Source organism: Bradyrhizobium sp. USDA3010, assembly GCF_056429065.1.
Genome location: NZ_JBWJZD010000004.1, coordinates 85,590 through 112,330, shown reverse-complemented (window position 1 = coordinate 112,330; position 26,741 = coordinate 85,590). Strand labels below are relative to the sequence as shown.

The 26,741-nt window shown below is 61.8% G+C and carries 30 protein-coding genes and 1 tRNA gene; 6 read left to right on the top strand and 25 right to left on the bottom strand.

What is annotated here, in order from left to right; all coding sequences use genetic code 11:
• Positions 1 to 120: 120 nt before the first annotated feature.
• The 4 genes from AC066Y_RS08530 to AC066Y_RS08515 form a co-directional block, all read right to left on the bottom strand.
• Positions 121 to 843, bottom strand: a complete 723-nt coding sequence (locus AC066Y_RS08530; protein WP_478273482.1) for an LrgB family protein — start codon at positions 841 to 843, stop codon at positions 121 to 123.
• A complete protein-coding gene (locus AC066Y_RS08525) occupies positions 840 to 1,226 on the bottom strand; it encodes a CidA/LrgA family protein (RefSeq protein ID WP_478273481.1) in 387 nt (128 codons plus the stop codon). Before AC066Y_RS08525 ends, AC066Y_RS08530 begins: the two co-directional genes overlap by 4 nt.
• A gap of 240 nt (positions 1,227 to 1,466) precedes the next feature.
• Complete coding sequence (locus AC066Y_RS08520) at positions 1,467 to 1,913, bottom strand: PaaI family thioesterase (protein ID WP_092126669.1); 447 nt, start codon at positions 1,911 to 1,913, stop codon at positions 1,467 to 1,469.
• A 5-nt stretch (positions 1,914 to 1,918) separates the two neighbouring features.
• Complete coding sequence (locus AC066Y_RS08515) at positions 1,919 to 2,353, bottom strand: acyl-CoA thioesterase (RefSeq protein ID WP_223966740.1); 435 nt, start codon at positions 2,351 to 2,353, stop codon at positions 1,919 to 1,921.
• A 93-nt stretch (positions 2,354 to 2,446) separates the two neighbouring features.
• On the opposite strand from AC066Y_RS08515, the gene AC066Y_RS08510 reads away from it, so the two are divergent.
• Positions 2,447 to 3,004, top strand: a complete 558-nt coding sequence (locus AC066Y_RS08510) for a TetR/AcrR family transcriptional regulator (protein ID WP_456760705.1) — start codon at positions 2,447 to 2,449, stop codon at positions 3,002 to 3,004.
• A 64-nt stretch (positions 3,005 to 3,068) separates the two neighbouring features.
• Here AC066Y_RS08510 and AC066Y_RS08505 read toward each other — a convergent pair whose 3' ends face one another.
• The gene (locus AC066Y_RS08505) at positions 3,069 to 3,560 is read right to left on the bottom strand and encodes a hypothetical protein (protein ID WP_478273480.1); all 492 of its coding nucleotides are present in this window, start codon (positions 3,558 to 3,560) and stop codon (positions 3,069 to 3,071) included.
• Between the two features lie 208 nt (positions 3,561 to 3,768).
• Between AC066Y_RS08505 and AC066Y_RS08500 the strand changes: the two genes are divergently transcribed.
• Positions 3,769 to 4,041 carry a PsiF family protein gene (locus AC066Y_RS08500; RefSeq protein ID WP_478273479.1) on the top strand — a complete coding sequence of 91 codons (273 nt, stop codon included), beginning with the start codon at positions 3,769 to 3,771 and terminating at the stop codon, positions 4,039 to 4,041.
• Between the two features lie 134 nt (positions 4,042 to 4,175).
• Positions 4,176 to 5,261: an AbrB family transcriptional regulator gene (locus AC066Y_RS08495; RefSeq protein ID WP_478273478.1), complete on the top strand. Its 1,086-nt coding sequence runs from the start codon at positions 4,176 to 4,178 to the stop codon at positions 5,259 to 5,261.
• Positions 5,262 to 5,507: 246 nt separating this feature from the next.
• Here AC066Y_RS08495 and AC066Y_RS08490 read toward each other — a convergent pair whose 3' ends face one another.
• From AC066Y_RS08490 to AC066Y_RS08475, 4 genes are all read right to left on the bottom strand, one after another.
• Positions 5,508 to 5,888, bottom strand: coding sequence for a hypothetical protein (locus AC066Y_RS08490; protein WP_478273477.1), 381 nt, complete (start codon positions 5,886 to 5,888; stop codon positions 5,508 to 5,510).
• A gap of 98 nt (positions 5,889 to 5,986) precedes the next feature.
• A complete protein-coding gene (locus AC066Y_RS08485) occupies positions 5,987 to 6,271 on the bottom strand; it encodes a DUF1488 family protein (RefSeq protein WP_342724603.1) in 285 nt (94 codons plus the stop codon).
• 37 nt (positions 6,272 to 6,308) lie between these two features.
• Positions 6,309 to 6,605 carry a hypothetical protein gene (locus AC066Y_RS08480; protein WP_456760700.1) on the bottom strand — a complete coding sequence of 99 codons (297 nt, stop codon included), beginning with the start codon at positions 6,603 to 6,605 and terminating at the stop codon, positions 6,309 to 6,311.
• Positions 6,598 to 6,867: a hypothetical protein gene (locus tag AC066Y_RS08475; RefSeq protein ID WP_478273476.1), complete on the bottom strand. Its 270-nt coding sequence runs from the start codon at positions 6,865 to 6,867 to the stop codon at positions 6,598 to 6,600. Before AC066Y_RS08475 ends, AC066Y_RS08480 begins: the two co-directional genes overlap by 8 nt.
• Here AC066Y_RS08475 and AC066Y_RS08470 point away from each other — a divergent pair.
• Complete coding sequence (locus AC066Y_RS08470) at positions 6,866 to 7,327, top strand: hypothetical protein (RefSeq protein ID WP_478273475.1); 462 nt, start codon at positions 6,866 to 6,868, stop codon at positions 7,325 to 7,327. The two genes, AC066Y_RS08475 and AC066Y_RS08470, sit on opposite strands and share 2 nt — an antisense overlap.
• A 37-nt stretch (positions 7,328 to 7,364) precedes the next feature.
• On the opposite strand, the gene AC066Y_RS08465 is transcribed toward AC066Y_RS08470, so the two are convergent.
• A complete protein-coding gene (locus AC066Y_RS08465; protein WP_478273474.1) occupies positions 7,365 to 7,937 on the bottom strand; it encodes a disulfide bond formation protein B in 573 nt (190 codons plus the stop codon).
• Positions 7,938 to 8,096: 159 nt separating this feature from the next.
• Here AC066Y_RS08465 and AC066Y_RS08460 point away from each other — a divergent pair.
• Positions 8,097 to 8,181, top strand: a tRNA-Leu gene (locus AC066Y_RS08460).
• Positions 8,182 to 8,942: 761 nt separating this feature from the next.
• Here the strand turns inward: AC066Y_RS08460 and AC066Y_RS08455 are convergent.
• The 15 genes from AC066Y_RS08455 to AC066Y_RS08385 all read right to left on the bottom strand — a co-directional run bounded on the left by AC066Y_RS08455 (position 8,943) and on the right by AC066Y_RS08385 (position 25,320).
• Entirely contained in the window at positions 8,943 to 9,182 is a 240-nt protein-coding gene (locus AC066Y_RS08455) for a DUF2798 domain-containing protein (RefSeq protein WP_478273473.1), read from the bottom strand.
• 67 nt (positions 9,183 to 9,249) lie between these two features.
• Entirely contained in the window at positions 9,250 to 10,713 is a 1,464-nt protein-coding gene (locus AC066Y_RS08450) for a porin (RefSeq protein ID WP_478273472.1), read from the bottom strand.
• A 61-nt stretch (positions 10,714 to 10,774) separates the two neighbouring features.
• On the bottom strand, positions 10,775 to 11,524 hold the full coding sequence (locus AC066Y_RS08445) for an SDR family NAD(P)-dependent oxidoreductase (RefSeq protein WP_478273731.1): 750 nt from the start codon (positions 11,522 to 11,524) through the stop codon (positions 10,775 to 10,777).
• A gap of 17 nt (positions 11,525 to 11,541) precedes the next feature.
• Positions 11,542 to 12,687, bottom strand: coding sequence for an SDR family oxidoreductase (locus AC066Y_RS08440; RefSeq protein WP_478273471.1), 1,146 nt, complete (start codon positions 12,685 to 12,687; stop codon positions 11,542 to 11,544).
• Between the two features lie 46 nt (positions 12,688 to 12,733).
• Positions 12,734 to 13,675, bottom strand: coding sequence for a D-2-hydroxyacid dehydrogenase family protein (locus tag AC066Y_RS08435; protein WP_478273470.1), 942 nt, complete (start codon positions 13,673 to 13,675; stop codon positions 12,734 to 12,736).
• A complete protein-coding gene (locus AC066Y_RS08430) occupies positions 13,672 to 14,511 on the bottom strand; it encodes an alpha/beta fold hydrolase (protein WP_478273469.1) in 840 nt (279 codons plus the stop codon). Before AC066Y_RS08430 ends, AC066Y_RS08435 begins: the two co-directional genes overlap by 4 nt.
• Positions 14,508 to 14,978 carry a 2,4'-dihydroxyacetophenone dioxygenase family protein gene (locus AC066Y_RS08425; protein ID WP_478273730.1) on the bottom strand — a complete coding sequence of 157 codons (471 nt, stop codon included), beginning with the start codon at positions 14,976 to 14,978 and terminating at the stop codon, positions 14,508 to 14,510. Before AC066Y_RS08425 ends, AC066Y_RS08430 begins: the two co-directional genes overlap by 4 nt.
• A 138-nt stretch (positions 14,979 to 15,116) precedes the next feature.
• Positions 15,117 to 15,821, bottom strand: coding sequence for a glutathione binding-like protein (locus tag AC066Y_RS08420; protein WP_478273468.1), 705 nt, complete (start codon positions 15,819 to 15,821; stop codon positions 15,117 to 15,119).
• 102 nt (positions 15,822 to 15,923) lie between these two features.
• Entirely contained in the window at positions 15,924 to 16,481 is a 558-nt protein-coding gene (locus AC066Y_RS08415) for a YkgB family protein (protein WP_478273467.1), read from the bottom strand.
• A 118-nt stretch (positions 16,482 to 16,599) separates the two neighbouring features.
• On the bottom strand, positions 16,600 to 17,175 hold the full coding sequence (locus AC066Y_RS08410; protein ID WP_478273466.1) for a carboxymuconolactone decarboxylase family protein: 576 nt from the start codon (positions 17,173 to 17,175) through the stop codon (positions 16,600 to 16,602).
• A 142-nt stretch (positions 17,176 to 17,317) separates the two neighbouring features.
• Positions 17,318 to 18,160 (bottom strand): sensor histidine kinase, encoded by an 843-nt coding sequence (locus AC066Y_RS08405; RefSeq protein WP_478273465.1) that lies wholly within the window; start codon positions 18,158 to 18,160, stop codon positions 17,318 to 17,320.
• A 151-nt stretch (positions 18,161 to 18,311) separates the two neighbouring features.
• Positions 18,312 to 18,692 (bottom strand): nuclear transport factor 2 family protein, encoded by a 381-nt coding sequence (locus AC066Y_RS08400; RefSeq protein ID WP_478273464.1) that lies wholly within the window; start codon positions 18,690 to 18,692, stop codon positions 18,312 to 18,314.
• A 522-nt stretch (positions 18,693 to 19,214) separates the two neighbouring features.
• Positions 19,215 to 22,073, bottom strand: coding sequence for an ATP-binding protein (locus tag AC066Y_RS08395; protein WP_478273463.1), 2,859 nt, complete (start codon positions 22,071 to 22,073; stop codon positions 19,215 to 19,217).
• A gap of 395 nt (positions 22,074 to 22,468) precedes the next feature.
• Positions 22,469 to 24,886 carry an ATP-binding protein gene (locus AC066Y_RS08390; RefSeq protein ID WP_478273462.1) on the bottom strand — a complete coding sequence of 806 codons (2,418 nt, stop codon included), beginning with the start codon at positions 24,884 to 24,886 and terminating at the stop codon, positions 22,469 to 22,471.
• Complete coding sequence (locus AC066Y_RS08385; RefSeq protein WP_478273729.1) at positions 24,883 to 25,320, bottom strand: winged helix-turn-helix domain-containing protein; 438 nt, start codon at positions 25,318 to 25,320, stop codon at positions 24,883 to 24,885. The genes AC066Y_RS08390 and AC066Y_RS08385 overlap by 4 nt, the downstream gene beginning before the upstream one ends.
• A gap of 229 nt (positions 25,321 to 25,549) precedes the next feature.
• Here AC066Y_RS08385 and AC066Y_RS08380 point away from each other — a divergent pair, with 229 nt between their 5' ends.
• On the top strand, positions 25,550 to 26,740 hold the full coding sequence (locus AC066Y_RS08380; protein WP_478273461.1) for a thiolase family protein: 1,191 nt from the start codon (positions 25,550 to 25,552) through the stop codon (positions 26,738 to 26,740).
• The last annotated feature ends 1 nt before the right edge of the window (position 26,741 follow it).

The window sequence follows — 26,741 nt, the reverse complement described above, 5'->3', positions numbered from 1 at the left end:
ACCCTAGAAGGATTTGCTGCACAACGCCACACCAATAGCACAAAACTGCCCTGCAACCAGGGTCTCTCTATTTGAACATGATCTTTTCGGAAAACCGGTCTCCACTTTTCCGGATCATGCTCAGCGCAGCAGATATGTCACGGCCAGCGGCACCAGCAGCGAGGTGACCAGCGCGTTCAGGCTCATCGCGATCCCGGCGAAGACGCCGGCGACCTCGTCGACCTGGAATGCGCGCGCGGTGCCGATGCCGTGGGCGGCGATGCCGGCGGCAAAGCCGCGGCCGCGGAAGTCGGTGATGCCGATGAAGTTCATCAAGGGCGTGACGATGATCGCCCCCATGATGCCGGTGAGGATCACGGAGACCGCCGTCAGCGAGGGATCGGCATGCAGGGATTCGCTGATGCCCATGGCAACGCCTGCCGTCACCGATTTCGGCGCCAGCGACAGGATGATGTCACGCGGCAGACCGAAGGCCCGCGCCAATAGCACCACCGAGACGATCGCGGTGAGCGAGCCGACCGCGAGCGCGACCAGCATCGGCAGGACCGCAGCCGCGACTCGCCTGCGGTTCTCGTAGAGCGGCACCGCGAGCGCCACCGTCGCCGGCCCGAGCAGGAAGTGCACGAACTGCGCGCCGGCAAAATAGGTGGTGTAGGAGGTCCCGGTCAGCAGCAGGAACGCGCCGATGATCCACAGCGAATGCAGCACGGGATTGGCGATCGGATGCCGGCGGGTCTTCAGCGACACCGCATCGGTCACCGCATAGGTCAGGAGCGTCACCGTCAGCCAGAGCAGCGGCGACTGCGACAGATAGACCCAGAGCGAGAACGGATTGTCGCTCACGGGTTCTCCTCCTCGCGCGAAAGCAGGCTGCTCGCCGCGACGAAGGTCGCGACCGTCGCCAGCAGCGTGACGATGACCGAAACCGCGAGGATCACCAGGATTGCGATGCCGTGCTCGGCGAGCAGATCGAGCTTCTGCACCACGCCGACGCCGGCCGGAATGAACAGCAGCGAGAGATTGGCAAGCATGCCGCGGCTTGCGCTCTCGACCCCGTCATTGCCGAGCGGCCCGCGCGCGAGCACCGGAAACCGGTCGCGCGCCAACAGCAGCAACAGCAGCAGCACCAGCCCGACCACCGGTCCCGGCACCGGCACGGCCAGCGCCCGCACGGCAACCTCGCCGACCAGCTGACAGAGCAGGATCAGACTGAGACTGGCGATCATGGCAAGGCGCTCACGCGAAGCATGCGCGTATCAGGTCGGTGTGGGGGAGGCTTGTCAATGCGCGGGACTCAAGCGTGTGCGCAAATGCTGGGCACGCCTTTCCTAAGCAGCCTGGTCTCTGAGTCCCGTCATCCTGAGGGGCGCGAAGCGCGTCTCGAAGGATCGACGGCCGGCCGGGCCGTGCATGCTTCGAGACGCCGCTGCGCGGCTCCTCAGCATGACGGGGATAGACTAGCGCGGCTACCCTTCCCGCCGCTGCAGCGCCATCAGCGTGCCGCTCATGGTCGCGACCAGCGTTTCGGCGCCGTCCTGCACGGCATAGGCGCGGCCATCGCAGACCGTCAGCGTGCGGCCGGGCTTGACCACGACGCCGCGGAACACGAATCGCTCGCCGCGGGCCGGCGCCAGGAGATTGGTCTTGAACTCCACCGTGAGGATGTCGGAGCCTTCGGGCATCAGCGTGAAGGCGGCGATCCCGCAAGCATTGTCGAGCCCCGCGGTGATGATTCCGGCATGCACGAATCCGTTCTGCTGGCAGAACTCCGGCGCGTAGGGCATCGCGAGATCGACCTCGCCCGGCTCCATGCGCGCGATCGAGATACCAAGCGTCTGCATTGCGCGCTGGCGCGCGAATGTGGCGGTGGCAACCGCGCGGAAGTCGGGATTCTTCGGTTCAAAACGGGGCATGGCGGTCACGCAGTCACGGATTCTGACGGCACGAGGTGCGGCATCGCGGCGTAGCGGATCGCCGGCGCGAACGGCGCCGATTTGCGCGCTGCACGATCGATGTGCACGGCGGCGATCTCGCAGGTCGCGGCGATGTCGCCGGTCTCCGCGTTGCGCATCTCATGCAGGATACGGACCGACTTGTCGCGGAACTCGACCAGCCGGCTCTTGACCTCGACGAGGTCGCCGGCAAGCAGTTCACGCTGGTAGGAGATGTTCTGTTGCACGGCGGCCATGCCGCGGCCGGACTCGCGCAGATAGCTCGGTGTCAGCCCAAGCCGCGCGAACATGTTCCAGCTCGCCTCGTCGAACTTGCCGACATACCACATGACGTTCATGTGGCCGATGTGGTCGCAATGCCAGGGATAGACCGTGCCGCGATAGGTCGCCTCGCCCTCCATCGTCCCCTCCTTCGATTTTTGATACGGTAGCGTATCAGGCACCAAGCGGGCTAGCAATACGGCACCGTATCGGGACCGCTCCGCGGAGATCACATGACTGAAAGCAAGGGCGACGTCTGGGTCGCGGCCGGCTTTGCCGAACTCGCGCATACCGGCGTCGACGGCGTGCGGGTCGAGGTGCTGGCGAAGAATCTGGGCGTCACCAAGGGCGGCTTCTACCGCCGCTTCAGGGATCGCGCCGCGCTGCTCGAGGCCATGCTGACGCGCTGGCGCGACGGCCGCATCGCCGCGATCGAGAAGCAGACCGCGCTCGACGGCGCCAGCGCGCGCGAGCGGCTGAAGGCGATCATCACGCTCTATTCGGAGCGCATGAACACCGAGGCGATGGCGGTGGAGCTCGCGATCCGGCAATGGGCGCGCACCGACGAAGCCGCGGCCACCGCCGCCGCGAGCGTCGATGCCGCGCGGCTGAAGAATGTCGGCCAGCTCTATCGCGCCACCGGGCTCTCGGCCGAGGAAGCCGATGCGCAGGCGTTCCTGTTCTACTGCTTCATCTTCGGCCAGAGCCTCTTGTTTCTCGAACGCGGCCCGCGCAAGCGCGCGCAACTGCTGGCGCAATCGGCGGACAAGCTGCTCACGGAAAGCCAATAGCGCTTCAGCCGAAAGAAAAGCGGCCGGCTTGCGCCGGCCGCCCGTCAAACTCGCTTCAGCTGGCTCAGGCGCCCTTCAGGCGCTTGTTGCATTCGCTGTAATAGCCGCCGCCCTTCTGGATCCACTTCAGGCCGCCATTGCCGCCGGTGGTCTTGTTGGCATTGTACTGGTCCACGCAAGTGTGCATGCGCTGCTTGCCTTCGGACTCCTTGGCGTATTTTGGATCGACCGCGTTCGGAAACACGGCGGGCCCTGCCGGTGCGGCGGGTGCCGCGGCGGGCGCGGCGTCCCGCTTGGCCTCCTTCGGCGCGGCCGGAGCAGGCGCGGCGGCAGCGGGCGGCGGAGCGGCGGGCGCCGCGGCCGGGGTCGCGTCGGCGCCGCATTGCGCCTTGCGGAAATCATTCCACTTCTGGCCGTTGAGGGTGCCGGCCGTCTTGGCCGCCTGGTACTTGGCGCTGCATTCCTGCGTGGTCAGGGCCTGCGCCGGCGCGCTCGCCACAAAGGCTGCAAAGCCCGACACCGCAATCACACACAACAATCTGGTCTGAATGGTCATCCCTGGTCTCCCGTCATCCCTGGTTTCCCGTGAGGGTTTCCCCTAGGGGGCATTGGCGTAAGACCATTATCCTAGCGCAACCCCGACTTGCGACAACGTGCGGACGCCCTTGGCTGTTAAAATATTGTGGCGGCGGGACCACCGCATATTCATCCACGGTTCATCATCGCCGCGCAACGTTTCGGCTCCTTCCCTCACGAGGTGCCCCATGATGAAGATTTCCTCCCTTGCGACCGTGACCGCCCTTGCCTCCGTGCTGCTGATCGGTGGCGCCTTCGCGCAGACCGCCGCGCCCGCCGCCAAGGACGCCGCTCCGAAGGCCGACGGCAAGATGGCCAAGGAAGCCAAGCCGCGCACCGCCGAGTCGCTGGAATGCTCGAAGGAAGCCGATGCCAAGGGCTTGCACGGCAAGGAGCGCAAGAAATTTCGCTCCGAATGCAAGAAGGCGGGCGGTGCTGCCGCAGCGCCGGCCGCGAAGTAACGCGCAGACGTATTCTGACGTCCTTCACCCTCCCCGCCGGGGAGGGTGAAAATCTGTGCGCAGGCGAGCCGGGGTGCAATGCTGCAATCGCGAGATGCAATTGTCCCGTGGTTGCGAATTTGCCATAAGGCGGCGTGACCCTGATCCGCGCTTCGATGGCGACCGCCATTCCCGACCGCAGCAAAGTTCTGAACGGGCTCGAGACACTCGTCATCGGCGCCGCCGGCGGCTTGCTGTTTTTATGGGCGGGATTGCCGGGCGGGCTGATCTCGGGTGCGATGTGCGCGGTCGCGATCGCCGCACTCGCCGGACGGCCGCTCGCGGTGCCGCCGGTGCTGACGCAATCGGTGCTGCTGCTGCTCGGCATCTCGCTGGGCTCGCTGATGTCGCAGCAATTGCTGCAGCACATGAGTTCCTATCCGCTCACCATCGCCCTGCTGGCGCTGGCGACGTTCTGCTCGACCTTCGGCTCGAGCGTCTATCTGCAACGCATGCATGGCTGGGACCAGACCTCGGCCTTCCTCGCCGGCAGCCCCGGCGCGCTCTCGCAGATCACGATCCTCGCCGCGGAGAAGGGCGCTGACGTCGCGGCGATCGCCGTGGTGCAGACCATGCGCGTCATCATCCTGACCGCGGCGCTGCCGCTGGTGCTGGCGTTGACCGGGGTGACGCACGCGGCGCCGCCGCCACTGCCGACGACGGTGGCCTCGCCGTTCGGCCTTGTCGCCCTGGTCGCCGGGTCGATCGGCGTCTCGCTGCTGCTGCGCTGGATCAAGTTTCCGGCCAGCTGGATGTTCGGCGCGATGCTCGCCTCCAGCCTGCTGCATGGCTCAGGCCTGGTCGATGGCGGCCTGCCGCCCTGGCTGCGCAACGTCGCGCTGGTCGGCATCGGCGCGCTGATCGGCACCCGGTTTGCGCGGATGAAGACCTCGACCCTGCTGAGCCACGTCAATGCCGGGCTCGGCTCATTCGCGATCGCGATCGCAATCTCGGCCGTGTTCGTCGCGGTGATCGCCTTCACTACCCATGTGCGGCTCGCCGACGTCGTGGTCGCCTTCGCGCCCGGCGCGATGGACGCGATGCTGGCGCTGGCGCTGACGCTGCACATCGACCCGATCTTCGTCGGCGCGCATCATTTGTCGCGCTTCCTGTTCGTCACCATCTCGACGCCGGGCATCATCCATCTGTTCGGACGGCCGCAGGACGACGTCGACGACTAGGCCAAGGCTCACCTGTTAATTCCGTCATCCCGAGGTGCGAGCGGAGCGAGCCTTGAACGATGAACGGCCCGGCTGGTGGCCGTGCATGCTTCGAGACGGCCGCAAGCGCGGCCTCCTCAGCATGACGGATTGAGAGGCGGACACGGGCCTTAACCGTGGAAGCGTGGTGGGTTTCGCGGAGCCTGTGATCGGGCCGCGCTTTGCGCGGACCCGTTGGCTCTACCTACCCTGCAGCTCCAATCCAGATCATGCCTCGGCCGTCGACTGGCCCGGCTGATCGCGAAACGATCGCGCCAACGCTGTCAGTTCGCCGGGATCGAACCATAGCTCCTCGTCCCGGTCCATTTGCAGTTTCGCGACGGCTGCAGCGTGCCACAACGGCTCGGTGATCCGGGCATAGACCGAATCGGGCTGTGCTTCGCTCCATTCCTCGAGCCGCTCCCTGGCGACTGCACGCCAAAGCGCAGTCAGCCGGCTGCTCGCACCATGGATCTCGGAGATGGTATATCTCGGGCGCTGCTCGCTCATCAGCGTGGCGATGAGATTGCGTCGGCTCTTGAGGCGCAACAACGTCTCATTGGCCAACAGCAACAACTCGACGGGGACGCGGTGCACGATGATCAGCATGGGCTCGTCTGTCGCGCATGATCGGAACGGTGGCGGCGGGATAGCCTCGACCTTGAAACACCTGACACGCGCGCCAGGGCCTTCGCACCGGGAATCCTCTACCTTGGCTTCCGGAAATCGATGCTGCGCAGGATGATCCGGGGCGGCGCCCCCTCGAATTCCTTCGCCTGGTACTTGTCATCGGCGCAGGCCTCGATGCGCTCGCGCAGCCGCATGAACTGGGTCTCGCGGTGGCCCGCGCGCCCGAGCGCCCCGCCTTCCAATTCATCCATGGCGGAGGTCGAGATCGCGCAATGGATCTCCTTCTCGTCGTCATGCATCGAAAACAGCACGACCATCCGGTCGTATTCGTAGCTGATGAAGCGACCCTGGGTAAGCGTCATGTGACCAGCTCCTTCAAAGCCGCGAAGTGGTTCTGGTTCATCGCGGCTCGGTGAGCCGGACAAAATCCTCGAGAATTGCCGTGACCAGATCGCGATGCCTTGTATCCTCCGGCGGCAGGCTCGCGGCGTACAGATTCAGAACGTAGCGCGCCTTGGCGGCGACCTCCGGCCACGACGTCGCAGGTACCGCCAGCAGTCCGGTTTCGAGCGAGGCCTGCCGTTCGCGCAGATCCCTCGCATGGGTCTCGATTTCCGCCAGCGCACGGCGAATATCGGTGGCTTTCTGGGCTGCCATGCCGCGGTGGCGATCGAGGTCGAGCGGTTCGTCAGACATTGGAGGCGCTCGCGTCGATACGCTGGGCGTCCGCCAGATCGACCGAGCCGATCGACACCATCTCCGTCGTCAATCCGCGCGAGCCTTGTGCCGGGACGATGATCATCGTGGCGACACGGCGGAACACCGCGAACGAGAGCCCTTCGATCGCCTCTTCGTCGGTGATGACCTCATAGGCGCCTGCGGGCAATTCACGATCGATGCCTCTGATCCGGAATGGATGCTGGAAGGTGACGACTTCACGTCGGGAGCGCATGGTCATGGGCCAGCCTTTTGCGAAACGCCTTGCGCCGGTGCGCGGCCCCATTGGCAGCATGCGCCGCTTCAGCGGCAATAGCCAATGCTTTCTTGTTGGTTTTCCTTGTGTTCCTGGCTTTCTCGCCGAACGAGGGGCAAAGACCGCTCCGCACAGCATCCTGCGCGTTGCTGCCGCAGCGCGCCGCAGACCGCTTTGGCGCTCGCTATTCGGGTGCGATCGGCCTACGGTCGATCACCATCACTTCCGGCAAAGCAAATCCACGTCGACGTTCGGGACTGCTCGGGAGGCAGGCTCTGACCGAGTCGATGATCTCGATAAACAGAGGGAGACCGACATGTCCAAAGGCGAGCGACACGGCAACCGCGAGGTCAAAAAGCCCAAGAAGGAGAAGATCAAGGTGATCGCCGCGGCTCCCAGCCTGAAGGGCGGACAGCCGAGCTTCACGCCGGGAAAGAAGAAATAGATCGATTGAGACAAGGCCTGTAAATCAGGCCACTCAGTCAGACCTTGGCCGCCTTCGCCACGCCCCAGCCGGCGATCGCGGCCATCAAGAGCGAGATCAGCACGTTGTAGCCGGCAAGCGAGATGCCGAGGAAGCGCCACTGCACTTCGTCGCAGCGGACCACCTTGACCTTGTCGAGCTGATCCAGCAGCGAGCCGGCCTTGCCGAAATCCACCATCGGGCCGGTGCAGTCGGTCGGTCCCTGCCAAAACCCCCATTCGACCCCGGCGTGATAGGCGCCGAGCCCGGCATTGGCGAGCGCGGCGAGGCCGAGGATCACAAGGCCCGCGAGCAGCACCGGGCGCGCTGCGCCACGGGCGGCCGCGAGCGCCACCACGGCGCCGAGCGGGACCGCGAGGTAATAGGCATAGCGCTGCTCGAGGCACAGCGGACAGGGCATGATCTCCAGCACCAGCTGGAAGAACCAGGCGCCGGCCAGCGTCGCCGCCGCGATCACGGCAATCGCCAGGGCCGAGGTCAGCGCCGGATTGCCGGTGGCGGAAGCATCCGACGGATGGGCGGTGGCGAGCGTCACGGCAGTCCTCCTGCGAGCACCGTCCGGCGGGGTCATGGCCCCCGCCCCATGCTCAGCCCGGGTCGTATCGCGTGAAAATACCGCTGTCGAGGCGCGGGACAATCACATCCGCGCGGGTTGACCGTGACGGGCCGCCCGCTATAGTCCGCCGCGCTTCGCGACCCCGGCCCTGCCTCGGCCTGGACCACCGCGAATGCCCCTGTGGCGGAACTGGTAGACGCGCTCGACTCAAAATCGAGTTCCGCAAGGAGTGCTGGTTCGATTCCGGCCAGGGGCACCACGGAAAAATTCTTCGTAATATCAATAACTTAAGCCTTTGGTTCGATTCCGAATTTCTCCGGATAATTGTCACGACCTATTGAAAATACAAGCAAAAGCCCACTGCAGCCGTCCGCTTTGCTGGTATTTTTGCTGGTATCGCCAAGCCAAAAGCGCCGCGGCGAATTTCGCTCTTCCGAACGACGGAATCGAGCAGATGGCCCGCAAGAATGATGGCGCCGAGGGTGCCAACCCACAGCAGATCTGACTAATCTCGACTGCCGCCGCGCGACCGAAATTCGACATGAGCGACGGACCGGCGCTTTTCGACTCGCGCACGAAGCTGATGCAGCATTGGGCTGATCGGAAGTGTTTCGATCCCAAGAAGTCGATGCCGACAAGGTAGGCGCGCAGGCTTGAGTCTCCTAACATCAGGCTGGTTGAGCTTGTCCAATTCAACCCGCGGCAAGCTCAGGTGATAGTCGTCGAACGCTTGTGCATGACGTGCCGGAAAGCGGATCGATCTCGCAGCGCCTTTGCAACGCGTTGTGCTTGGCCACCTGAGATAAACCGCCGCGCGTACATACGCCGTGACCAAGAGATCGTCTGCGCTCCTGACCGCTGGCCTCCGAACGCAAAGGTCACGCGATCGAATCGCGTCGGGTGAGGCAATCCATTTTTGCTTTTTCACCTCGATGATTGGACTGAAGAGCTGCAGTCAAAAGATTTCGATCCCGGGACTCGACCCTGAATGCGATCATGCGTTTGCAGCGCCTGGCGTTCTTAGTCCATCGACTCTTCTCGGGTAAGGACCACGGATAGTGATCGTATTATCGGTGCGGCAAACAGGACGACAGGCGACATCACGACCCACGAGATCAGCCATGATGCGAGCCAGTTCCACAGGTAATGGCCGGTTGCCGTTGCGGAAAGGCTCGCGACGCCTGCGGCAATGAGGGAAGTCAATCCAGATTGGATGACGCCAAAGACGAAGTGACTGTAGCGACGCGGGATTGCGAACATAGCCTCCTCAAACTCAACTGCGCTGAATTCTCGATGCTCTTGAAACTGCAGACGGCGCCGAGGTTCTTTAAAACCGGAAACGCAAGCCGACAGTTGGATCGATATTGTTGTATTTGAGGAAGCCACTTGCCTGTCCGCCAGTGACCCACGAGTACATCAGTCCGGCGTAAGCGTCGAATTTCGCCGCGAAATGCCAGTCGACCGCCGCTGAAACCGCGTTGAGCGTTCCACTGCATGTCGTGAACGCCAAGGTGGAGCAGCCGGACGATGCTCCGCCGCCAAAGCTGTTCTGGTCGTAATGATAATAGGCGCCGATCACGTTCACGTCTTCGGTGACGGCGTATGACACGCCCGCCCAGGACACTTGCAGTATCTTGTTATGAAAATCGAAGGCTGTCGTATTGACGGCCGTGACAAAGTCCCCGCCGATATCCGTAAAGGGTCTCCGCTTGTCGCTTGGCGGAGCGTATCGGATCCATTCATATCCGGCATAGAGTTTGAGGGGGCCGTTCGCATACTTGCCGAGCAGCATCAGGCTCGAATCGTCAGAAATCGTGGCAGTCAGGGTCTGCGGCAGGAACGGGGGCACCGGCACGCCTCCGACCGTGGGGTTGCCGGTGAGTCCGATCGAAACGGCGTCGCGCACGACGCTGCCGATTGCGTCGAGCGAAAGCGTGCCGTTCGCCAACCCGGTAATATCGCCGCCGAATTGCACCTGGTAGGCGCCGTCGGCAGCGTTGTTTTGGTCGTAGCCGCCGAACTGCCAAAGCGCCCCGACGCGGAACTGGCCTACATTGATGCGGTATTTCGCAGACGTCGTGTACCGGCAGTCTTCGGTGTTACCGACGCCGCAGGTTACGCCTGAAAAGCCAAGCACCGAGAACGCGTACGATCCCGCCATTGGGTCATACGCAGCGATAGCGTCGTTGGTCAGCGCGTACTGCCGGAACACCGTGAGAGTGCCATATGTCGGTGAACTGACGCCCGCGTAACCCATGCCGTTGTAGAATTGTCCCTGCCGGCTCGAATCGCCGTAGGAGTTTTGGTTGGTCAGCGGCACGCCGGCGTTCTGGGCGACGGAATGCGATCCGTTGGCGAGTTGTAATGAATAGGGATCAAAGTCGGCTTGCACATCAAAAATGAAGGACCAATCGGAGCCGATCGGTTCGCTTCCCTTGATGCCGATGTTCGATTGGCTCAGTGCATTGGGCGCGGGGAGCCACAGCGATCGATTGCTGCTTTTTGAGATCAAATAGTCCACGCCGAACGACGATCGCCTGTTGAACGGCGCAGAATGGCTTTGCCAGGACCCGCCGGTGTCGATCGTACCGTACACGGTGATGCCGTACCAGCTCAGCGGGCAGGCCGTGGTCACAAAGTCCGTAGGACTGCCACATGGTGCGCGGGAAGAAGGCTTTGCCGCAGCTGGCGGCGGAGCTTTTGTCGCCATGTCATCAGCCATCGCTGCGCTCAAAGGCGTCCCGAGGAGGATCGAAGAAATGCCTATAACGCAAAGTGAAGTGAGCTTCATGGTCATCCCCCCAGAAGGTCGCTTATTTGTTCCGTGCTGCATCTTCGCAGCCCTCGCATGTTCAAAGCGCGCTCAATCCGCCATCGACGACGAGATCGGCGCCGGCGACGTAACTGCTCTCGTCGGAAGCCAGGAACAGCGCGGCGGCAGCGATCTCCTCGGGTCGGCCAAGCCGGTCGAGCGGAGTGGCAGCCCTGAAGCTCGCCCGGATCGCGTCGGCGCCTTCCTTCGTCGTTGCCTGCGCGTCGATGATGGGCGTGTCGATCGCGCCCGGGCTGATCGCGTTGACACGAATGCCGCGGTCCTTGAGTTCAGCGGTCCACGTTCGCACAAACGAACGAACGCTTGCCTTGGTCGCGCTGTAGGCGGTGTAGCGCGGAATGCCCTTGAACGCGGCGATAGAAGAAATCAGGACGATGGTTCCGCCATCGCGGAAGAGAGGTAGCGCCTTCTGAACCGTGAACAGAAGCCCGCGCACATTGATGCCGAAGGTCTGGTCGAAATTTTTCTCCGTCACTTCGACGAACGGCTCCGGATCGATGAAGCCCGCGTTTGCGACCAGAATGTCGATCCTTCCCTTCTCGCTCCGGATCCTCTCGTAGAGCCGATCGAGATCCTGGAGGTTCTGGACGTCCCCTCGAACGGCCGCCGCACGCTCTCCAATCAGGGCAACCGCCATTTTGAGTTCGTCCTGGCGGCGGCCTGTGATGTAGACAAATGCTCCCTCCCTCGCAAACCGCTGGGCCGTCGCGAGTCCGAGACCACTACTACCGCCCGTTATGAGCGCTACTTTGCCTTGCAGTCTTGGCATCATTCTCTTCCTTCCAATCAGGATGCGACTGAGAGCCGGGCAGCCGCCTGCTTCGAGGCCGGCGGCAAGAGCTTATTGTCGATCAGAGACTGCAGGGCCTTGCGGAACGACACCTCCGTATCGACCACCTTTGCGAAGCCGGCCTGGCGCAGCTTGACGGTGCTCACGAAGGCCCTCGGTCCCGCCGGGGCGCCATAGGCAAAAGCGAAGTCGGCATGCTGGTCCCCTTGACCGACCAGATCCCGCAGGCTCCGCGAGCGAAGACCATACTTCGCGACGATCTTGCCCCAAACGTCGGCGTTTTCCGCGAGGTACCCCGCCACACTCATCGGCGAGTCCGGTCCGGCCTCGACGCCGAGGGTTTCGGCGATCCCCGGCCACACGTTGCGCCACTCGAACACGTCTCCGTTGGTTATGTTGAACGCCTCGTTCGCCGCCTGTGGCGACTGCGCAGCCCAGACCATCACGTCCGCGACGAGATCTGCATCGGCGGCCTCCCAGACGAACGACGGACCGCCAGGAAAGCCGAACGGTTCACCCTTCTCGCGGCGGATTGCCGCGTAGGCTCCGATTGCCGGAATAACGTTCAACGCACCCGGAGTGGGACCGGTGACGAGCTGCGGACGCAGAGCCGTATAATTGAAGCCATGCTTGGCACCCATCTCACCCACATAGGCTTCCTGGTCGAAGAAGAAGTTCGGGTGATCCTTGCGGGCATCACGTTCGCGGGCCGGGATAGGGATAGGGTGCAAGTGCACGCCGTAGATCTTGGTTCCCTGCAGAATGCTGACGTGCTGGAAATTGGAGGCTGTGCGCACGATCGGCGCCACCACGTTGCGCAGCATGGCGTTATTGGTGTCGATCTGTTCCTTGCTCGACCAGCCAGCGACCAGTTCGGGCCTCTCGTGCAGGGCGGTGTAGGCGATGTGCGTGATGTCGGTCAGCGGCTCGAATGCAGCGCGGGCCTTTTTCTCGTCCCGCAGATCGACGGATAGAAACTGGACGTCGCGGCCGCTCGGTAGCTCGGGCTTGCGGCGCGAGACGCCGACCACCTCCCAGCCCGCGGCAAGAAACTTCTCGATCGCGGCGACCCCCAGCAGGCCGCTTGCACCCGTGACCAGGACCTTATTCCGAACGATCTTTCCTTGGTTGCTCATGCTCATGATTCTTGGACTCCTGTTGATGAGCAGGTTTGCTCATCGCCTATACCTAAGCGGCCGTTGCGTTAACCTCGATCCATTTTGCGATGCTGGCCGCGGCATCGCCGTAGAAGGTCCGATAGAGATCTTCGGTTACGTAGCCGATGTGAGGCGTTGCGAGGACGTTCTCCAGCTTCCGGAACGCGTGACCGGGAGGCAGCGGCTCCACGTCAAATACGTCGACCGCAGCCCCGGCTATCCGGCGCGCCTGCAGCGCTTCGATCAGAGCCACCTCATCGACGATCGGACTGCGCGATGTGTTGACGAGTCTCGCCGTCGGCTTCATCAGGGTGAGTTCGGGTGCCCCGATCAGCCCTTTGGTACGACTGCTCAGGACGAGATGGACGGTCACGATGTCGGCCTCGCGGAACAACGTCTGCTTGTCCACGAGGGTGGCACCGGCGGCGCTTGCTTTCTCCTCAGTGAGGTTCTGGCTCCAGGCGATCACCTTCATGCCGAACGCGAGGCCGATGCGCGCCACTTCTGTTCCGATGTTTCCCAGCCCGACGACGCCCAGGCTCTTGCCCCTCAGGTTTGCGCCGAGGCTCGTTTGCCATCCCCCGGCCTTGAGCGAAGCGGCTTCCCGGTCGATGCCTCGCATGCTGGCCAGAACCAGCGACCAGGTGAACTCGATGGTGGGTGTGGAGTCATAGCCGGTCGCGGTGACCGCGATGCCGAGATCGGTCGCGGTCTGGCTGTCGATGGAGGCGTTTCGCGGTCCGGTCGACGCTATCAGCTTGAGGTTCGGGAGCTGCTGCAGGGTCTCCCTCGTAAGCGGCGTGCGCTCGCGCATGACGCATATCGCGTCGAACGGGCGCAGGCGCTCGACCACTCCCGAGGGATCGGCGATATGATCGTTGAATACGGTGATCTCGGCGTGCCGCCGGACGGCCGACCAGTCGGCAAGCTGCATCGCAACGTTCTGGTAGTCGTCGAGGATCGCAACTTTCATTGGACCCCCTCCTTCTGCTTGCCGGCAAAGAACCCGGCCAGAGCTCCCGCCACGGCTTTACGATCGTTCTCCATCGGAATGTGGCCGGCCGACTTGATCCGAACGAGCCGCGTTTCTGGGATCTCCCGTGCGTAGCGTTCGGCATAGTCGATGGTTTGAAATGGGTCGTCCTCGCCCCACACCAAAAGCTTCGGCTTCCTGGACTGCAGCAGTGCCGGCAGCATCTCCATGGTGTAGCGATGGTCGGCAGCGCCTGCGAGCGCCAGCCAGGATCGGGCGACCCTCGGGTCCGTCCATGGGTCGAGATATTCGGCGATCTCGGCTTCGCTTGCCGGACGCCCGAGCGCCTTTACGACGGACACACGGCGTGCGGCCAGTACATCATCCCGCGTCGTCGCGGCTGCCACTGCCGGATCCCGAAAGCGGGCAACGCCGGGAACAGGCCATGAGTCGTACATAATGCCGTTCACCACGGCCACGCGCGGCACCTCCACGGTTCCTGCGAGCGCGAGATGCTGCGCCACGCCTCCGCCGATGTCGTGGCCGGCGACCATGACCGGTCCCTTGTGCCCGAGCGCCTCGAGGAAGCCCACCAACCAGGCGGAGAGACGCGGGACTGAAGCCTCGCTTACGGTGAGTTCACCTCCGGAGCGGCCGAAGCCGGGGAAATCAACCGCAACGGGGCGAAGGCCCGCCGCGGCGATGCCGTCGAGCACGGGCTGCCAGACGCGGCTCCAATAGGTGCCATGAAGCAGGAGCACCAAGGGGCCGCCCTTGCCGGCGGTCAGATAGCTGATCGGAACGCCGCCTACATCGACAGTCTCGCGTCTCGTCATCGGACGATCCTCTTCACATGTTCCTTGCCGAGCCCGATGGCTTCATAGTGCCTGGTCGCGTGCTCGAGCTTGGTGAAAACATCTTCGTATCCGAGCGCCTCGCCGTAGGGATCGACATAGGTGTACCCGCCGGTCACGTGAAACAGCGTGGCCATTTCCTTGACGTCATCCGGAACGACGAGCGTGTGCGTCTCGCCGGGCGGCTCGAACGCATAGTCCCCGGGGGACGCGACCCAGTCGTGCTCGAGGTACCGCCAGCTTCCGCGCAACGTGAAGGCATGCACCGGTCCGGAATGTCTGTGGCGCGACAGCACGCCCGAAGAGCGGACCCGAAGAATGTTGATGTAGTATCCCTGGCTCACATTCAGCACGAGCGGTCTGAAGGCGACAGTCGGCGATTGCGGGACCCATTCCCGCTCGTCTCCGTCAAGCTCCAGCGCAGAGCCGATGAACACATCCGGCACCATGCCAAAGGGCTGTGGCTTCTGGTAAGCGATCTTCCTTTGATCGATGGCCCTGCTTTCAGACACCTGCATTTCTTCCGACGAGGACTTCATCGCTGTTCTCTTTCCATCGCGTGAAACGACGTCTTTCCATCCCGTATGTCAGGCTACCGACGCCCTGCTCGCGGTTTGTCCGAACAGAATCTTCTTCCCCTCTTCCGTGACCGCAGGGCGGCTCGAAAATGGTTCGCCTTTCGCGTAGGCCCATTGTGTACCTGGGCGCTCGCGCACCGCATCGAACCAGCGCCGCAGGTTCGGGAAGTCGTCCAGATTCTGCTGCTGGCGCTTCCACGGAACGACCCATGGATAGGAAGCCATGTCGGCGATGCTATAGGCGTCGCCGACGATGAACGCGCGGTTCTCGAGGTGGCGATCCAGCACGCCGTAGAGACGGTTCGTCTCCTTGACGTAGCGTTCGATCGCGTACTCGATTTTCGTCGGCGCATAGACCCCGAAATGGTGGTTCTGACCGGCCATCGGCCCGAGACCGCCGACCTGCCAGAACAGCCACTCCGTCACGGTCTTGCGGCCGCGTGTATCCTGCGGAAGGAAGCGGCCGGTCTTCTCGGCCAGATACAGCAGAATGGCGCCCGACTCGAACACACTGATCGGTTCGCCGCCATCGGCCGGCGCGGTATCGATGATCGCCGGCATGCGGTTGTTCGGCGAGATGGCAAGGAAGTCGGGCTTGAACTGATCGCCGGCGCTGATATCGACCGGGTGGATTGTGTAGTCCAGTCCCGTTTCCTCCAGGAACATCGTGATCTTGTGGCCATTCGGCGTAGGCCAGTAGTAAAGGTCGATCATTTCCGTCTCCCTGTCCGCCAAAGTGCAAGCCCGTGAATGATGCGGACACGACAAACTTGCGTATCCGCCCGCGCCGGGGCAGTCGCACTGAGGCAATATCATTCATTCCTGTCCGGAATGGACGAGACCCATGCCCTTCGCGCGGCTTGCCACGGCCTCATGTCGGGCGACGCGCACCACGTCCTGCTTCAGGAGATAGAACGAGACGGCGAGCAGCACGACGTCCTTCATCAGGAACGGGACGTTGCCGGTCATTGCCGGAAATCCGGCCGCAGGATCCCAGCCCTCCGGCATGAACGGAATAATCGTGACGGTCGCGATGAACGTCGCGGTCGAACCGGCGGCGCCGAGAATACCGAGCCGCTTGTCCCAGAACCCTGCAAGTAGAAGGGTGCCGAACGTCCATTCGGAAACACCGAGAAACCAGCTTGCACCCTGGTGGCCGAACAGGGGGTACAGCCACCAGATCAGCGGACCGTTGCTGATGAAGGGCACCAGCCGCTCTGCCTCATATGGCCACCACTTCTGGTAACCGAAGAAGAAAAACATGATCACCATCGATGCGCGAACCAGATGGTAGTCGAGATCCTCGGCGAGCAGGCCGGACCGGCGCAGGATCAGGACGAACGGACTGATTGCCGAGTTGAGAATCGCGTTCATTGTCGTAACTCCTTGTGTCGAGCGTCGACATGCAGTCGCTTCACGCGACCGCGGGAAGTCGATTTCAGTGTCGGACCAGGCCGCCCCGCCGCAAAGCGAGGGCAGCCATTGATACCGATTAGGCGGCGGGTTTCAGCTTGCCGGGCGGAGTCCACTCGGCGCCCTTCATGAACGAGTCGTTCGGGGTCTCGGCGAGATGATTGGTGTAGTTGGAGATCAGCTTGGTCGCCGCGAGGACGAGGACGTCAAGCACCGACTGATTGTCGTAGCCCGCGGCCTTGAAGGCAGCTACGTCTGCCTGGCTCAAGACCCCGCGCTGCCGGGTGACCTTGGCTGCGAACTGGCGCAAGGCCTCGAGCTTCGCGACGGCGATAGGGCGGCTCTCGCGGACGGCGGAGATGGTCGCATTGTCGACCTTGGCCATTCGCGACAGATTGGTGTGACCGGCCATGCAATAAGTGCACTCGTTTTCGTAGATGATGGCGAGATAGACGATGTTGCGCTCTTGCGGCGTGAAGCTCGTCTTTTCAGCTATTCCCCAAAGGGTGCTGTAAGCCTCAAGTGCTGCCGGGCTCTGTGCGAGGACGCGGTGCAGGTTGGGAACGAAACCCCAAGACTTCTGAACGCCATTGAGGATTTCGGCGGAAGCCGCCGGCGCGGTTTTCGTGTCGAGAAGTGTAAAGTCATTGATCATTTCTCTCTCCCTTCTTGTGGTCAAAACGTAGGACCGCACCCTCACCCATTCCCCGACGCAGCGGCAGGCGCGAGCCGGCGATATCATTCATTCCGACGGGGAATGGGCGCAAACGAGGTGGCGGCCATGGTCCCAGGAGTGGTCACGAGACCTCCTCCCTAGTGCTCTCCGTTTCTCTCCTTGCGCGGTGTCTAGCTTTGTTCTCTCCCTCCTCGGATCGCATGACGAAAATCGAAAAGCGAGACCCGCGGCAGGGACTGGAAGCGACGCCGAAGCGATGCCCCAAAATTCCGAGCGCCTGCCGCACGATGAGGAGACCGATGCCGAGGCCCCTGCCTTGCTCGGCATCAAGCCGAGTGAACGCCTCGAAGATTCTCGGAATCTGATCGTCGGCCATTCCAACGCCCGTGTCGTACATGTCGATCCGGATTTCCGAACCGAAGCGCCTGCAGCCGAGAAGGATGCGACCTCCCGATTGGGTGTATTGGACCGCATTGCTCACCAGATTGCGCAGGGCGGCGCCGAGAAGCAGGCCATCACTGAGTACCGTGGCGTCATTGGAAACCGAGTGGATGCTTATTCCCTTGCTCAGCGCGGCATGTTCGTTCTCGCGGCACGCCTGCCGCAAGACTTGCTGGATCCGCACCGGCGTGAGTTCCAGGCGTCCGCTGCGTTCTCGAAGGCGCAGCGCGGTCAGGATCTGCTCCAGTTGATCCTTGAGCCGGTCAATCGCGCTTTGACTGGAACGCAACCATCGCAGTTCGGAGCGCGTCCGCATTCCATGACCAAGCAGTTCGTGGACGCTTTGGATGACCTGCAGTGGCTGGCGAAGATCGTGGCCAGCTATGGCGAGCAGCACCGCCTCAAAATCCGCAACGCTGCGCGGCCTAGCGCTACCGGTCATGCACCATGATACCTGTCGCGTCACGCTGGTCGTTGCCCGGAAATTCCCGTGACGTTCTTCCGTGCCGATATGGTCGCTCACGTCGCGCATCCACGTGCCCTCTCAGGCTAGTAGCCAGAAAGACCTGATTGCTCGCAAGCGTGGCGCGATCCGTCCACGAAAGCGAGTTAAACGTTCTAAGAGATTGTTAAACGTGGAGACGCCGCGATGACCTTTACAGGCGAGCTGATCGTCAGATATCGCGACGATTGCGCAGAATGATCAGTTGGACGATGAGTTCATCGTGCGACGTGAAATAAAAAGCCAAGACCAAAGGATCCGGCAAACCGCGCTTGTCAAAATTTCCGTCGACATTGGCGGTGACAACGAAATTGCCGTGGTGGCTGACGACTTTCGTGACAGTGATGGTGAGTCTTTCGCCGATAATGTCCCGCTCTGCCCAGTTCCTGATGGCCGCTTTGCCCCAGTAGTCGCGCAGTTGATCGTTGACAAGCGCGTCGTCTGAAAACGTACCCATCAGCCGATCCAAGTCGAAGTCGTTCGTGGCCTCGACGAAGGCTGCTATCAGGGGTGGAAGGGAAACTGGACCGTTAGTCGACGAACCTGGACTCATGTGGATTGCGAATTGGGGCGCTCGGCAAATTGCCCCATCTTCTCGCTCCTGGCTCATTGTATGATGTAAAAGATCGTTAAATCAGCAGGAGCGAATGCTGGACTTACCAACCGATCGGGACCCGCCCCGAGCGCGCGCCACAACTTCGATCCGGAAATTTAGATTGCTGACGGTGCCATCTCGTCGTATGTCGGATAATCGACATAACCCTGCCCGTCGCAGCCGTAGAACGTCGACCGGTCATAGCTGTTCTCGCTACAGTGCTTCGCACATACGGGTTTCATCTCGCAGCCGGAGTCAGAAAAAGAACCCATTGCTTGCAAAGCGTGGCACGCCCCTCCAGCGAAGGGGAATTAAACGTTCTAAGAGATTGTTAAACGTGGATATGCCCGGCCGGCTCGGACGGGGACGCCAGCCGTTAGAAATCGCCGGGATTGGGCGGCGTGATCACTTGTATGACGAGTTCATCTTGCGGCCTGGAATAGTCGCCCCAGACAAGCTGTGCGCCCAGCTTGTCTGAAACTATGGGCCCAGTTCTTCAAGGAGCCCACGCGCCATCCTGAGATCCGCAGTCCCAAAACCTTCCTTGAAACGTTCGAATACGCTTGCCAGGCATCGGCGAGCTTCGGCAAGTTTGCCTTCGCGCCGTAACAGGCCGGCAAGAGTCATTGCCGACCTGAGTTCAAGGCTGAGCGCATGTTGTGCCTGCGCCTTGGCAATCGAGTCCTTCAAACAACTCCTAGCGGCCTTATGGTCCTCTTGCGCCGCGAGGATTTGTGCCTTGATTCGCAGCAGTTCTGGCACATCAAATTCGGCACCCGTATCGGTCGAGCGGGCAAGCGCGTCATCGACCATTGCGAGCGCTTCTCTCAACCGCCCGACCTTTCGAAGCCCGTCTGCAAGCGCACCCATGAGGGTGGTACGAATCACATTGTATTGTTCGATTTGCATAAGCTCTAAAGCTGCCCTCAACGACTCTATGCCTGCCGGCACCTCATGTCTCGCGATCTGCAGTTCTCCCTTCAATCCGATACCCGCCGCCCGATAGGGTCCTAAGGAGTGTCGTCCAGCGAAAGCTATCAATCGTTCAACCAAATCCCAAGCCGTCGTGAGATTCCCGGTCCAAAAAACGACCGAACCGCCATAGAGAAGGGACGTGCAAACGGATACGGGATGGTTTCGGCCGCGGTTCATTTCATCGATTGCATCTTGCGCCATTGTCGTGGCGCGATCGGGAAACCCGCGCAGCCACAAGACTCGCGCGAGAGCCACCATGGCTCCTATGCGATTAACACTCCCGAAGTAGTTGGCGAGGTGCGAGCCGCTTTCGGCCGCCACCGACATTCCTTGCTCGAGGTGAAACTGAGCCGCGATCTGATCTCCACTCAAGTAATGGGAGACGCCCATCATCCAATCGGCCCAGATAAGGCCGGCGGGGTCCGATATCGCTTGTGCTACACTTCTTCCTTGTTCGACAGCCGCCCTGGCGCCGCGAAGATCACCTTGTCGGACGAGAAGCAAATTCAAGCTCGCCAGGAGCTGCAATTGGCGCGACCTGTCCTCGAGCGCTTCGGCAAGCGCGAGCCCGCGCTCGATTGCCGCGCGAACCTTGCGGTCATTTCCGCGCGTGTACATCGACGCGAGCGCCAGCGATTCCTGGAGGATCATCTCCGTTCTGGTAGAGTTGCCGGCATCATCGAGAGCCGCCAGAGCGCCTTCGCAAAAGCGCCTGCACTCTTCCAGCAGAGACAGGCCCAGCAACAGAGGCGCCGATTGCGCGACAAGAGCCGCTCCGAAGGCGGGATCGTCACGATCCGACAATGCCCACTCCAGGGCCGCACGCACGTTTCCTATGTGCGGAGTGTATTTTGACAGATCATGTTTGCCGATCCTTGAGCGGATGATGTCGTCGCTTCGGAGAAGGGCGGAATAGAACTCTGCATGACGACGAGCGACGCGAGCTTCTTCCCCTCGATCAGCGAGCTTTTCTCTCGCGTATGCGCGCGTCGTGTCGAGCAATCGATAGTATGTCGCATCGGATATCCAGCTCGTGGATATCAGCGACTTCGCGAGTAAGCTGTCGAGAACATCTGTAGTGCTCGCCTCCTCGATCTCGGTTTCGAACGCGACAGAGCGGGCTGCCTCGACCGTGAAATCGCCCACGAATACCGAGAGCCTGCTTAGAACCGCCCTCTCCGGTTCGGGCAGCAGATTATAACTCCAATCAAGCATGGCGTTCAGGGTCTGATGTCTGGGCAGCGCGGTTCTTCGCCCGTGCCAGAGCAGGCTGAAGCGATTATCGAGCAGCTCCGCGATTCCACGAATCCCGAGAGACCCGGCACGACTGGCGGCGAGTTCGATCGCGAGCGCGATCCCATCAAGTCGACGACAGATCATGGCGACAATCGGTGCTTCAATGTCGCTCAGACCTGCTTCGTGGCCACTAGCTGCAGCTCGCTCCATAAAGAGCTGAGCGGCCGGATATCTCAGAACTTCCGCGGCGGTGAGATCGGCGTGCCCGGGCGGACAACCAAGTGAATAGAGAAAGTGGACGCGTTCGCCCTCGACACGGAGCGCCTCCCGGCTGGTCGCAAGGATATGCGCTTGCGGCGCCTCGCTGACGACGCGTTCGGCCAACTCTGCTGCCGAATCGATCACGTGCTCACAGTTGTCGAGGATCAGGAGAATCTTCTTGTCGCCTATGAAGGCTAGAAGGCTCCTGAATGGATCATGAGCCTGGATCATGAAACCGAGCGCTGAGGCGACTGCCGTTGGAACTAGCCTGGGATTTGTCAATAAACCTAGATCGACAAAGGAGACGGCGCCGCTGAAGCCGTTCACCAATGCATGCGCAACCGAAATAGCGACCGTGGTCTTGCCTATGCCGCCCGGACCGACGATGCTCACAAAGCGTCCCGCAGCAAGCTGCTCTGATACCGCTCGAACAGCTTCTTCTCGACCGACCATCCGCTCCAATCGCGGCGGCAGTTTCCTGAGCTGCTCGCCGTCCGAATTTCCGTCCGCGACAGTCAGCCGTCCGGTCGAGCGCGAAACGGGCGCGACGAAACAATAGCCGCGACCCGTAACATTGGTAATGTAACGAGCGCCGCGCTCTCCGTCGCTCAGCGCTTTCCGGAGGGTGGCAATCTGAACACGGAGATTCGACTCGTCCACCGTAACATTCGGCCACGCTATGGAAATCAGCTCGGCGTAGCCGACGACCTCGCCAGCCCGCTCCGTCAAGGCGATCAGGACATCGAGCGCGCGCCCTCCCAGTGGTACTGTTTCAGCAGCCCTCTTGAGAATCCTGCCGGCCAGAAACAGACTGAACGGGCCAAAGGAAAGCACGTCCCCGGGCTGAACATTGCGAAGACCGTTCATACGAGCATTCCGCGCTGTTGCCTTGCCATCGCGGATCTCTGCGGGAAAACCGCCCGCGTAGAACCCACTTCATTCTACTGCCCATGCCCACTCTGGGCCAGCCGGGTTGGCTGCATCTCCGGTGCGAGCACACCTCCACGGGGTTCCGAAGGCGCAATAGGAACAAAGAGTAGCGTGGCCAATGATGACCCGTCCCGCACTAGCGCAAGCACCTTAGTCGCATATTCCGTGCGGGAATAGGCGTTTATTGCGAGGAAACCGCTCTGCCGTAATCCTCCCTCGCGCACGGTCGGCGAGCTGTGGCTCATAGTGTAGTGTTAAGCGCTGTAAATCGCTCGTCGAAGCCATCAGCGCGTGTGGCGAAGGACAGCCGAGAGCCCCGTCGCGGCCTGCAGTCAGGCTTGCAAATTCTCGCGAAGCGATCGCGCCAGCTTCAGGTCCGCAGTTTGAAACCCTTCCGTGAAGCGGTCATAGACAGCAGCAATATCTCGACGGGCTAGATCCCTTTTCCCCGCTTCAGCATGGAGGCGAGCCAAGACAATAGCCGATCTCAGCTCCCAGGCGAGCGCCGATTGCGAACGCGCGATCTCGATCGCCTCGTTCAAGCAATCTACAGCCGTTTTGCGCTCGTTTCTGGCGAGGGAAACCAAGGATTTGATGCGCAACAGGTCCGGCAAGTCGAGTTTCACTCCGTGGCTCTTGGCATGAGTGATGGCACCATCGACGGTGAACAGCGCCTTTTCCAATTGCTTGGCCTTCCACAATCCCTCCGCCAATGCTCCGGTCACACTCGGCACAAGAAGGCAGAAGGATTCCTCTATGGTCTTCAACGCATCCTGCAGCAACGGGATACCTGTTCCGGTGTCGTCACTAGCGATTGCCAGTTTGCCGTTCATAGCGAAACCAGCGGCACGAAAAGATTCGAGCGAGTACCGGCCGGCGCAAGAGATGAGCCGCTCGATCAGACCTCGCGCTCTCGGCAGATCGCCGATCCAGAGAAACAACGAAGACGTGTAGATCAGCGCTATACACAGCGACACCGAATGGTCTCTCAGAACTGCTTCGTCGATGGCCTTCTGCGCAGCATCGACCGCTCTGTCCGAGAAACCACGCAGCCAAAGCGTGCGGGAAAACGCGAGAAGAGCTCGAATATGGTGATCGTAGCCGAAGTAGTTCGGCCTGATTCCGACGTGGTCGGCCGCCAGCGAGAAACCCCGCTCAAAACGTAGCTGCGCCTCGGCCTGGTTCCCCTCGAACGAATGAGAGATTCCCAGCATCCACTCCGCCCACATAGCGCCGGCAGGGTCGGACAACGCCAAAGCGATTGCGGCCCCGCGCTCAGCGGCCGCTCGCGAGTTGCGTAGGTCGCCGAGCCGATTGGAAAACAGATTCAGACCGGCGAGAAGTTGCAGTTGATGCGGCTGATCGCCAAGAGCCTCCGCAACCGTGAGGGCGCGCTCAAAGGCACTACGAATCAGACCGTTGTCGCCTCCAGTACCAGTATCCATTACAGATACAGCTAGTGCCTCCTGAAGGATCATTTCTCGCCGAGTGCCACGGTTAGCATCATCGAGGATTGCGACCGCCCGCTCAGACCAGCGTCTGCATTCGCCAGATAGCGACAAGCCCATAAAGAGCGGCGTCGCCGAGGCGGCGAGCGGAATCGCGATGGCGACATCTCCGTGCTCCGACAGCGCCCATTCGAGCGCGGCCCGCGCGTTGCCGACGTGAAGACTGAATGCAGAAAGATCGGAGTCGCCAAACCGCGGGTCTGGGATGATCGCGTTCTGAAGGAATCTGGAGAAGAACATCGCGTGCCGCCGCGCGATGGTATCCATTTCGCCACGCCTAACGAGCTTGCTGCTCGCATACGCGCGCGTGATGTCGAGGAGTCGATAGTACGTCGCGGAGCCGATGGCCCTCGCCGACACCAACGATTTCTCGACAAGATCGAGCATCACGCCGGCAGACTGTGCGTCGTCTTCGTCCCCGGACGCGACAAAACAGGCGGCTGGAAGCGAAAAGTCTCCGACGAAAACCGATAGGCGACTTAGGACCACCTTCTCTTGGTCGGAGAGGAGATTGTAACTCCAATCGAGCATGGCATTGAGCGTTTCGTGGCGCGGCAATGCCGTACGGCGGCCTTGCCAAAGCAGCCCAAAACGACTGTCAAGCAACTCGGCCGTCCCCCGAATCCCGAGAGGACCTGCGCGGCTTGCAACGAGCTCTATCGCGAGCGCGATGCCATCAAGCTTACGACAAATTCTCGCGATGGTCCGTGCGTCGGCATCCGTCAAGTCAGGCGAATGGCCGCTGGCGACAGCGCGCTCCATGAAAAGTTCGGCGGCTGGATACGCCAGTGATTCAGCAGCCGTCAGGCTGTCGTCCTCGGGAGGCCCCTCAAGGGAATACAGCAGGTGAACATGCTCGCCCCGTACCCGAAGTGCTTCGCGACTGGTCGTCAAGACGTGAGTCTGAGGCGCCTCGTCGACGACGCGCTCGGCCAGCGTGGCCACGGCATCGATCACGTGCTCGCAGCTGTCGAGGATCAGAAGTAGCTTCTTGTCACCGAGAAAAGCGATGATACTTCCAAGCGGATCGCTGGCTCGCGCCATGAATCCGAGCGTCGATGCCACCGCTGCCGAAACGAGCTTGGAATTAGTCAATACGCCGAGATCGACAAAGACTACGGCGCCTTCGAATCCAGTGAACAGCTCATGCGCTACCGCCACGGCGACCGTAGTCTTACCTATTCCCCCGGGCCCCACGATGCTGACGAAGCGCCGTCGCATAAGCTGCGCCGCCAGCTTCATGACGGCATCTTCGCGGCCGACCATCCGCGATAGCCGTCGCGGCAGCTTCTTGAGCCCCTCATCATCAGTGGCCGCAGGCGGCGAGGCGCCACCCTCCGACGAGTGCCTAGTTGGCGCAACGAAGCAATATCCCCGACCGGCAACACTGGAAATATAGCGGGCACGCCTTGGCCGTCGCCGAGCGCCTTTCGGATAGTGGAGATGTGGACCCGGAGATTGGCTTCCTCCACGTTCAAGTCTTGCCAAACGCGCTCGATCAATTCCTTGTTCGTGACGACCTCTCCAGCCCGCTCCGTCAGGGCGATCAGGACATCGAGGGCACGCCCCCCAAGGGGGATTGATTGGTCATTCTTCCTCAGCAGCCTCTCATTTGCAGACAGACTGAAGGGGCCAAACGAAACGATATTCTGCGACCGTGGCGTTCGATCGTTCATGAGCGCGTTCGCACCTTGCGTCGGCATGCCGACATCAGATGAACGGAGGAGATCCGTCAAAAACGGTCGATGCCTTCGTCGCCGACGAGTACCCTGGTATTCTAACTTGATGGCATCATTCCGCGCAAGAATAAGCATTATTGCGAGGACCGCTCTGCCGTAATCCTCCATCGCACGCCAGTTAGCCATGTGCGTTTCCTGCACGTCATCTGGGCGGAGGCCTTTTCTCATGACATCGAAGCACTCGGTAGTGATTGTTGAACCGGTCCGAACGGCCATCGGAACATTTGGCGGTACCCTGAAGGATATTCCGACCGTCGAACTGGGCGCGGCGGCCATCAATGCTGCTCTTCAGCGGTCCAACCTGCGGCCTGACGAGATCGGCACTGTTGTGATGGGAAACACGGTGCAGGCCGGCAACAAAATGAATCCCGCCCGCCAAGCTGCGATCCATGGGGGACTTCCGGTCCAAGTTCCAGCCATGACCGTGAATCGCGTCTGCGGCTCCGGCGCGCAGGCAATTGTTTCCGCGGCACATGAAATCCTGATGGGTTCGGTGGATGCAGCGATCGCCGGCGGCATGGAGAACATGGACGCCGCTCCGTACCTGGTCGCGCGCGGCCGATGGGGCCACCGCTTGGGGGACGGGACCCTCTACGACAGCGTGTTGCGCGACGGCCTCAACGATGCCTTCTCGGACGCGCATTCGGGCTGGCACACCGAAGACCTGGCCACAAAGTTCCAGATCAGTCGCGCAAAGCAAGACGAATGGGCCCTGCGTTCGCACACGCGCTTTTCCGCCGCGCAGAGCGCGGGCAAATTCGAGGGCGAGATCGTGCCCGTTCAGATTCGCACGCGAAAGGGTGCGAGCACGTTCCAGGTCGACGAACATAATCGCCCGGACGCGACGATCGAGGCACTGGCCAAACTGAAGCCGGCTTTCCGCGATGGCGGCACGATCACCGCCGGAAATGCCCCCGGTTTGAACACCGCCGCAGCGGCGATGGTGCTGACGGAAGAGGATTGGGCCGCCAAACGCGGTCTGACGCCAATTGCCCGGCTGGTGTCGTATGGGATCGCTGCCGTGGAGCCGGGTATGTTCGGCCTGGGCCCGATCCCTGCCGTAAGACAGGCGCTGGCGCGCGCCGGCTGGACCAATCAGGATGTCGAGCGCATCGAGATCAATGAAGCTTTCGCCGCAATAGCGCTCGCGGTCATGCAGGAACTCAAGCTGCCGCCTGAGATCGTGAACGTGGAGGGTGGCGCCATCGCGCACGGGCATCCGATCGGCGCAACCGGCGCCGTACTGACGACCCGTCTCCTTCATTCGATGCGTCGGGATGGCCTCAAGAAGGGTGTCGTCACGATGTGCATCGGCGGCGGGCAAGGGATCGCTTTGGCCCTCGAGATGATTACTTGAG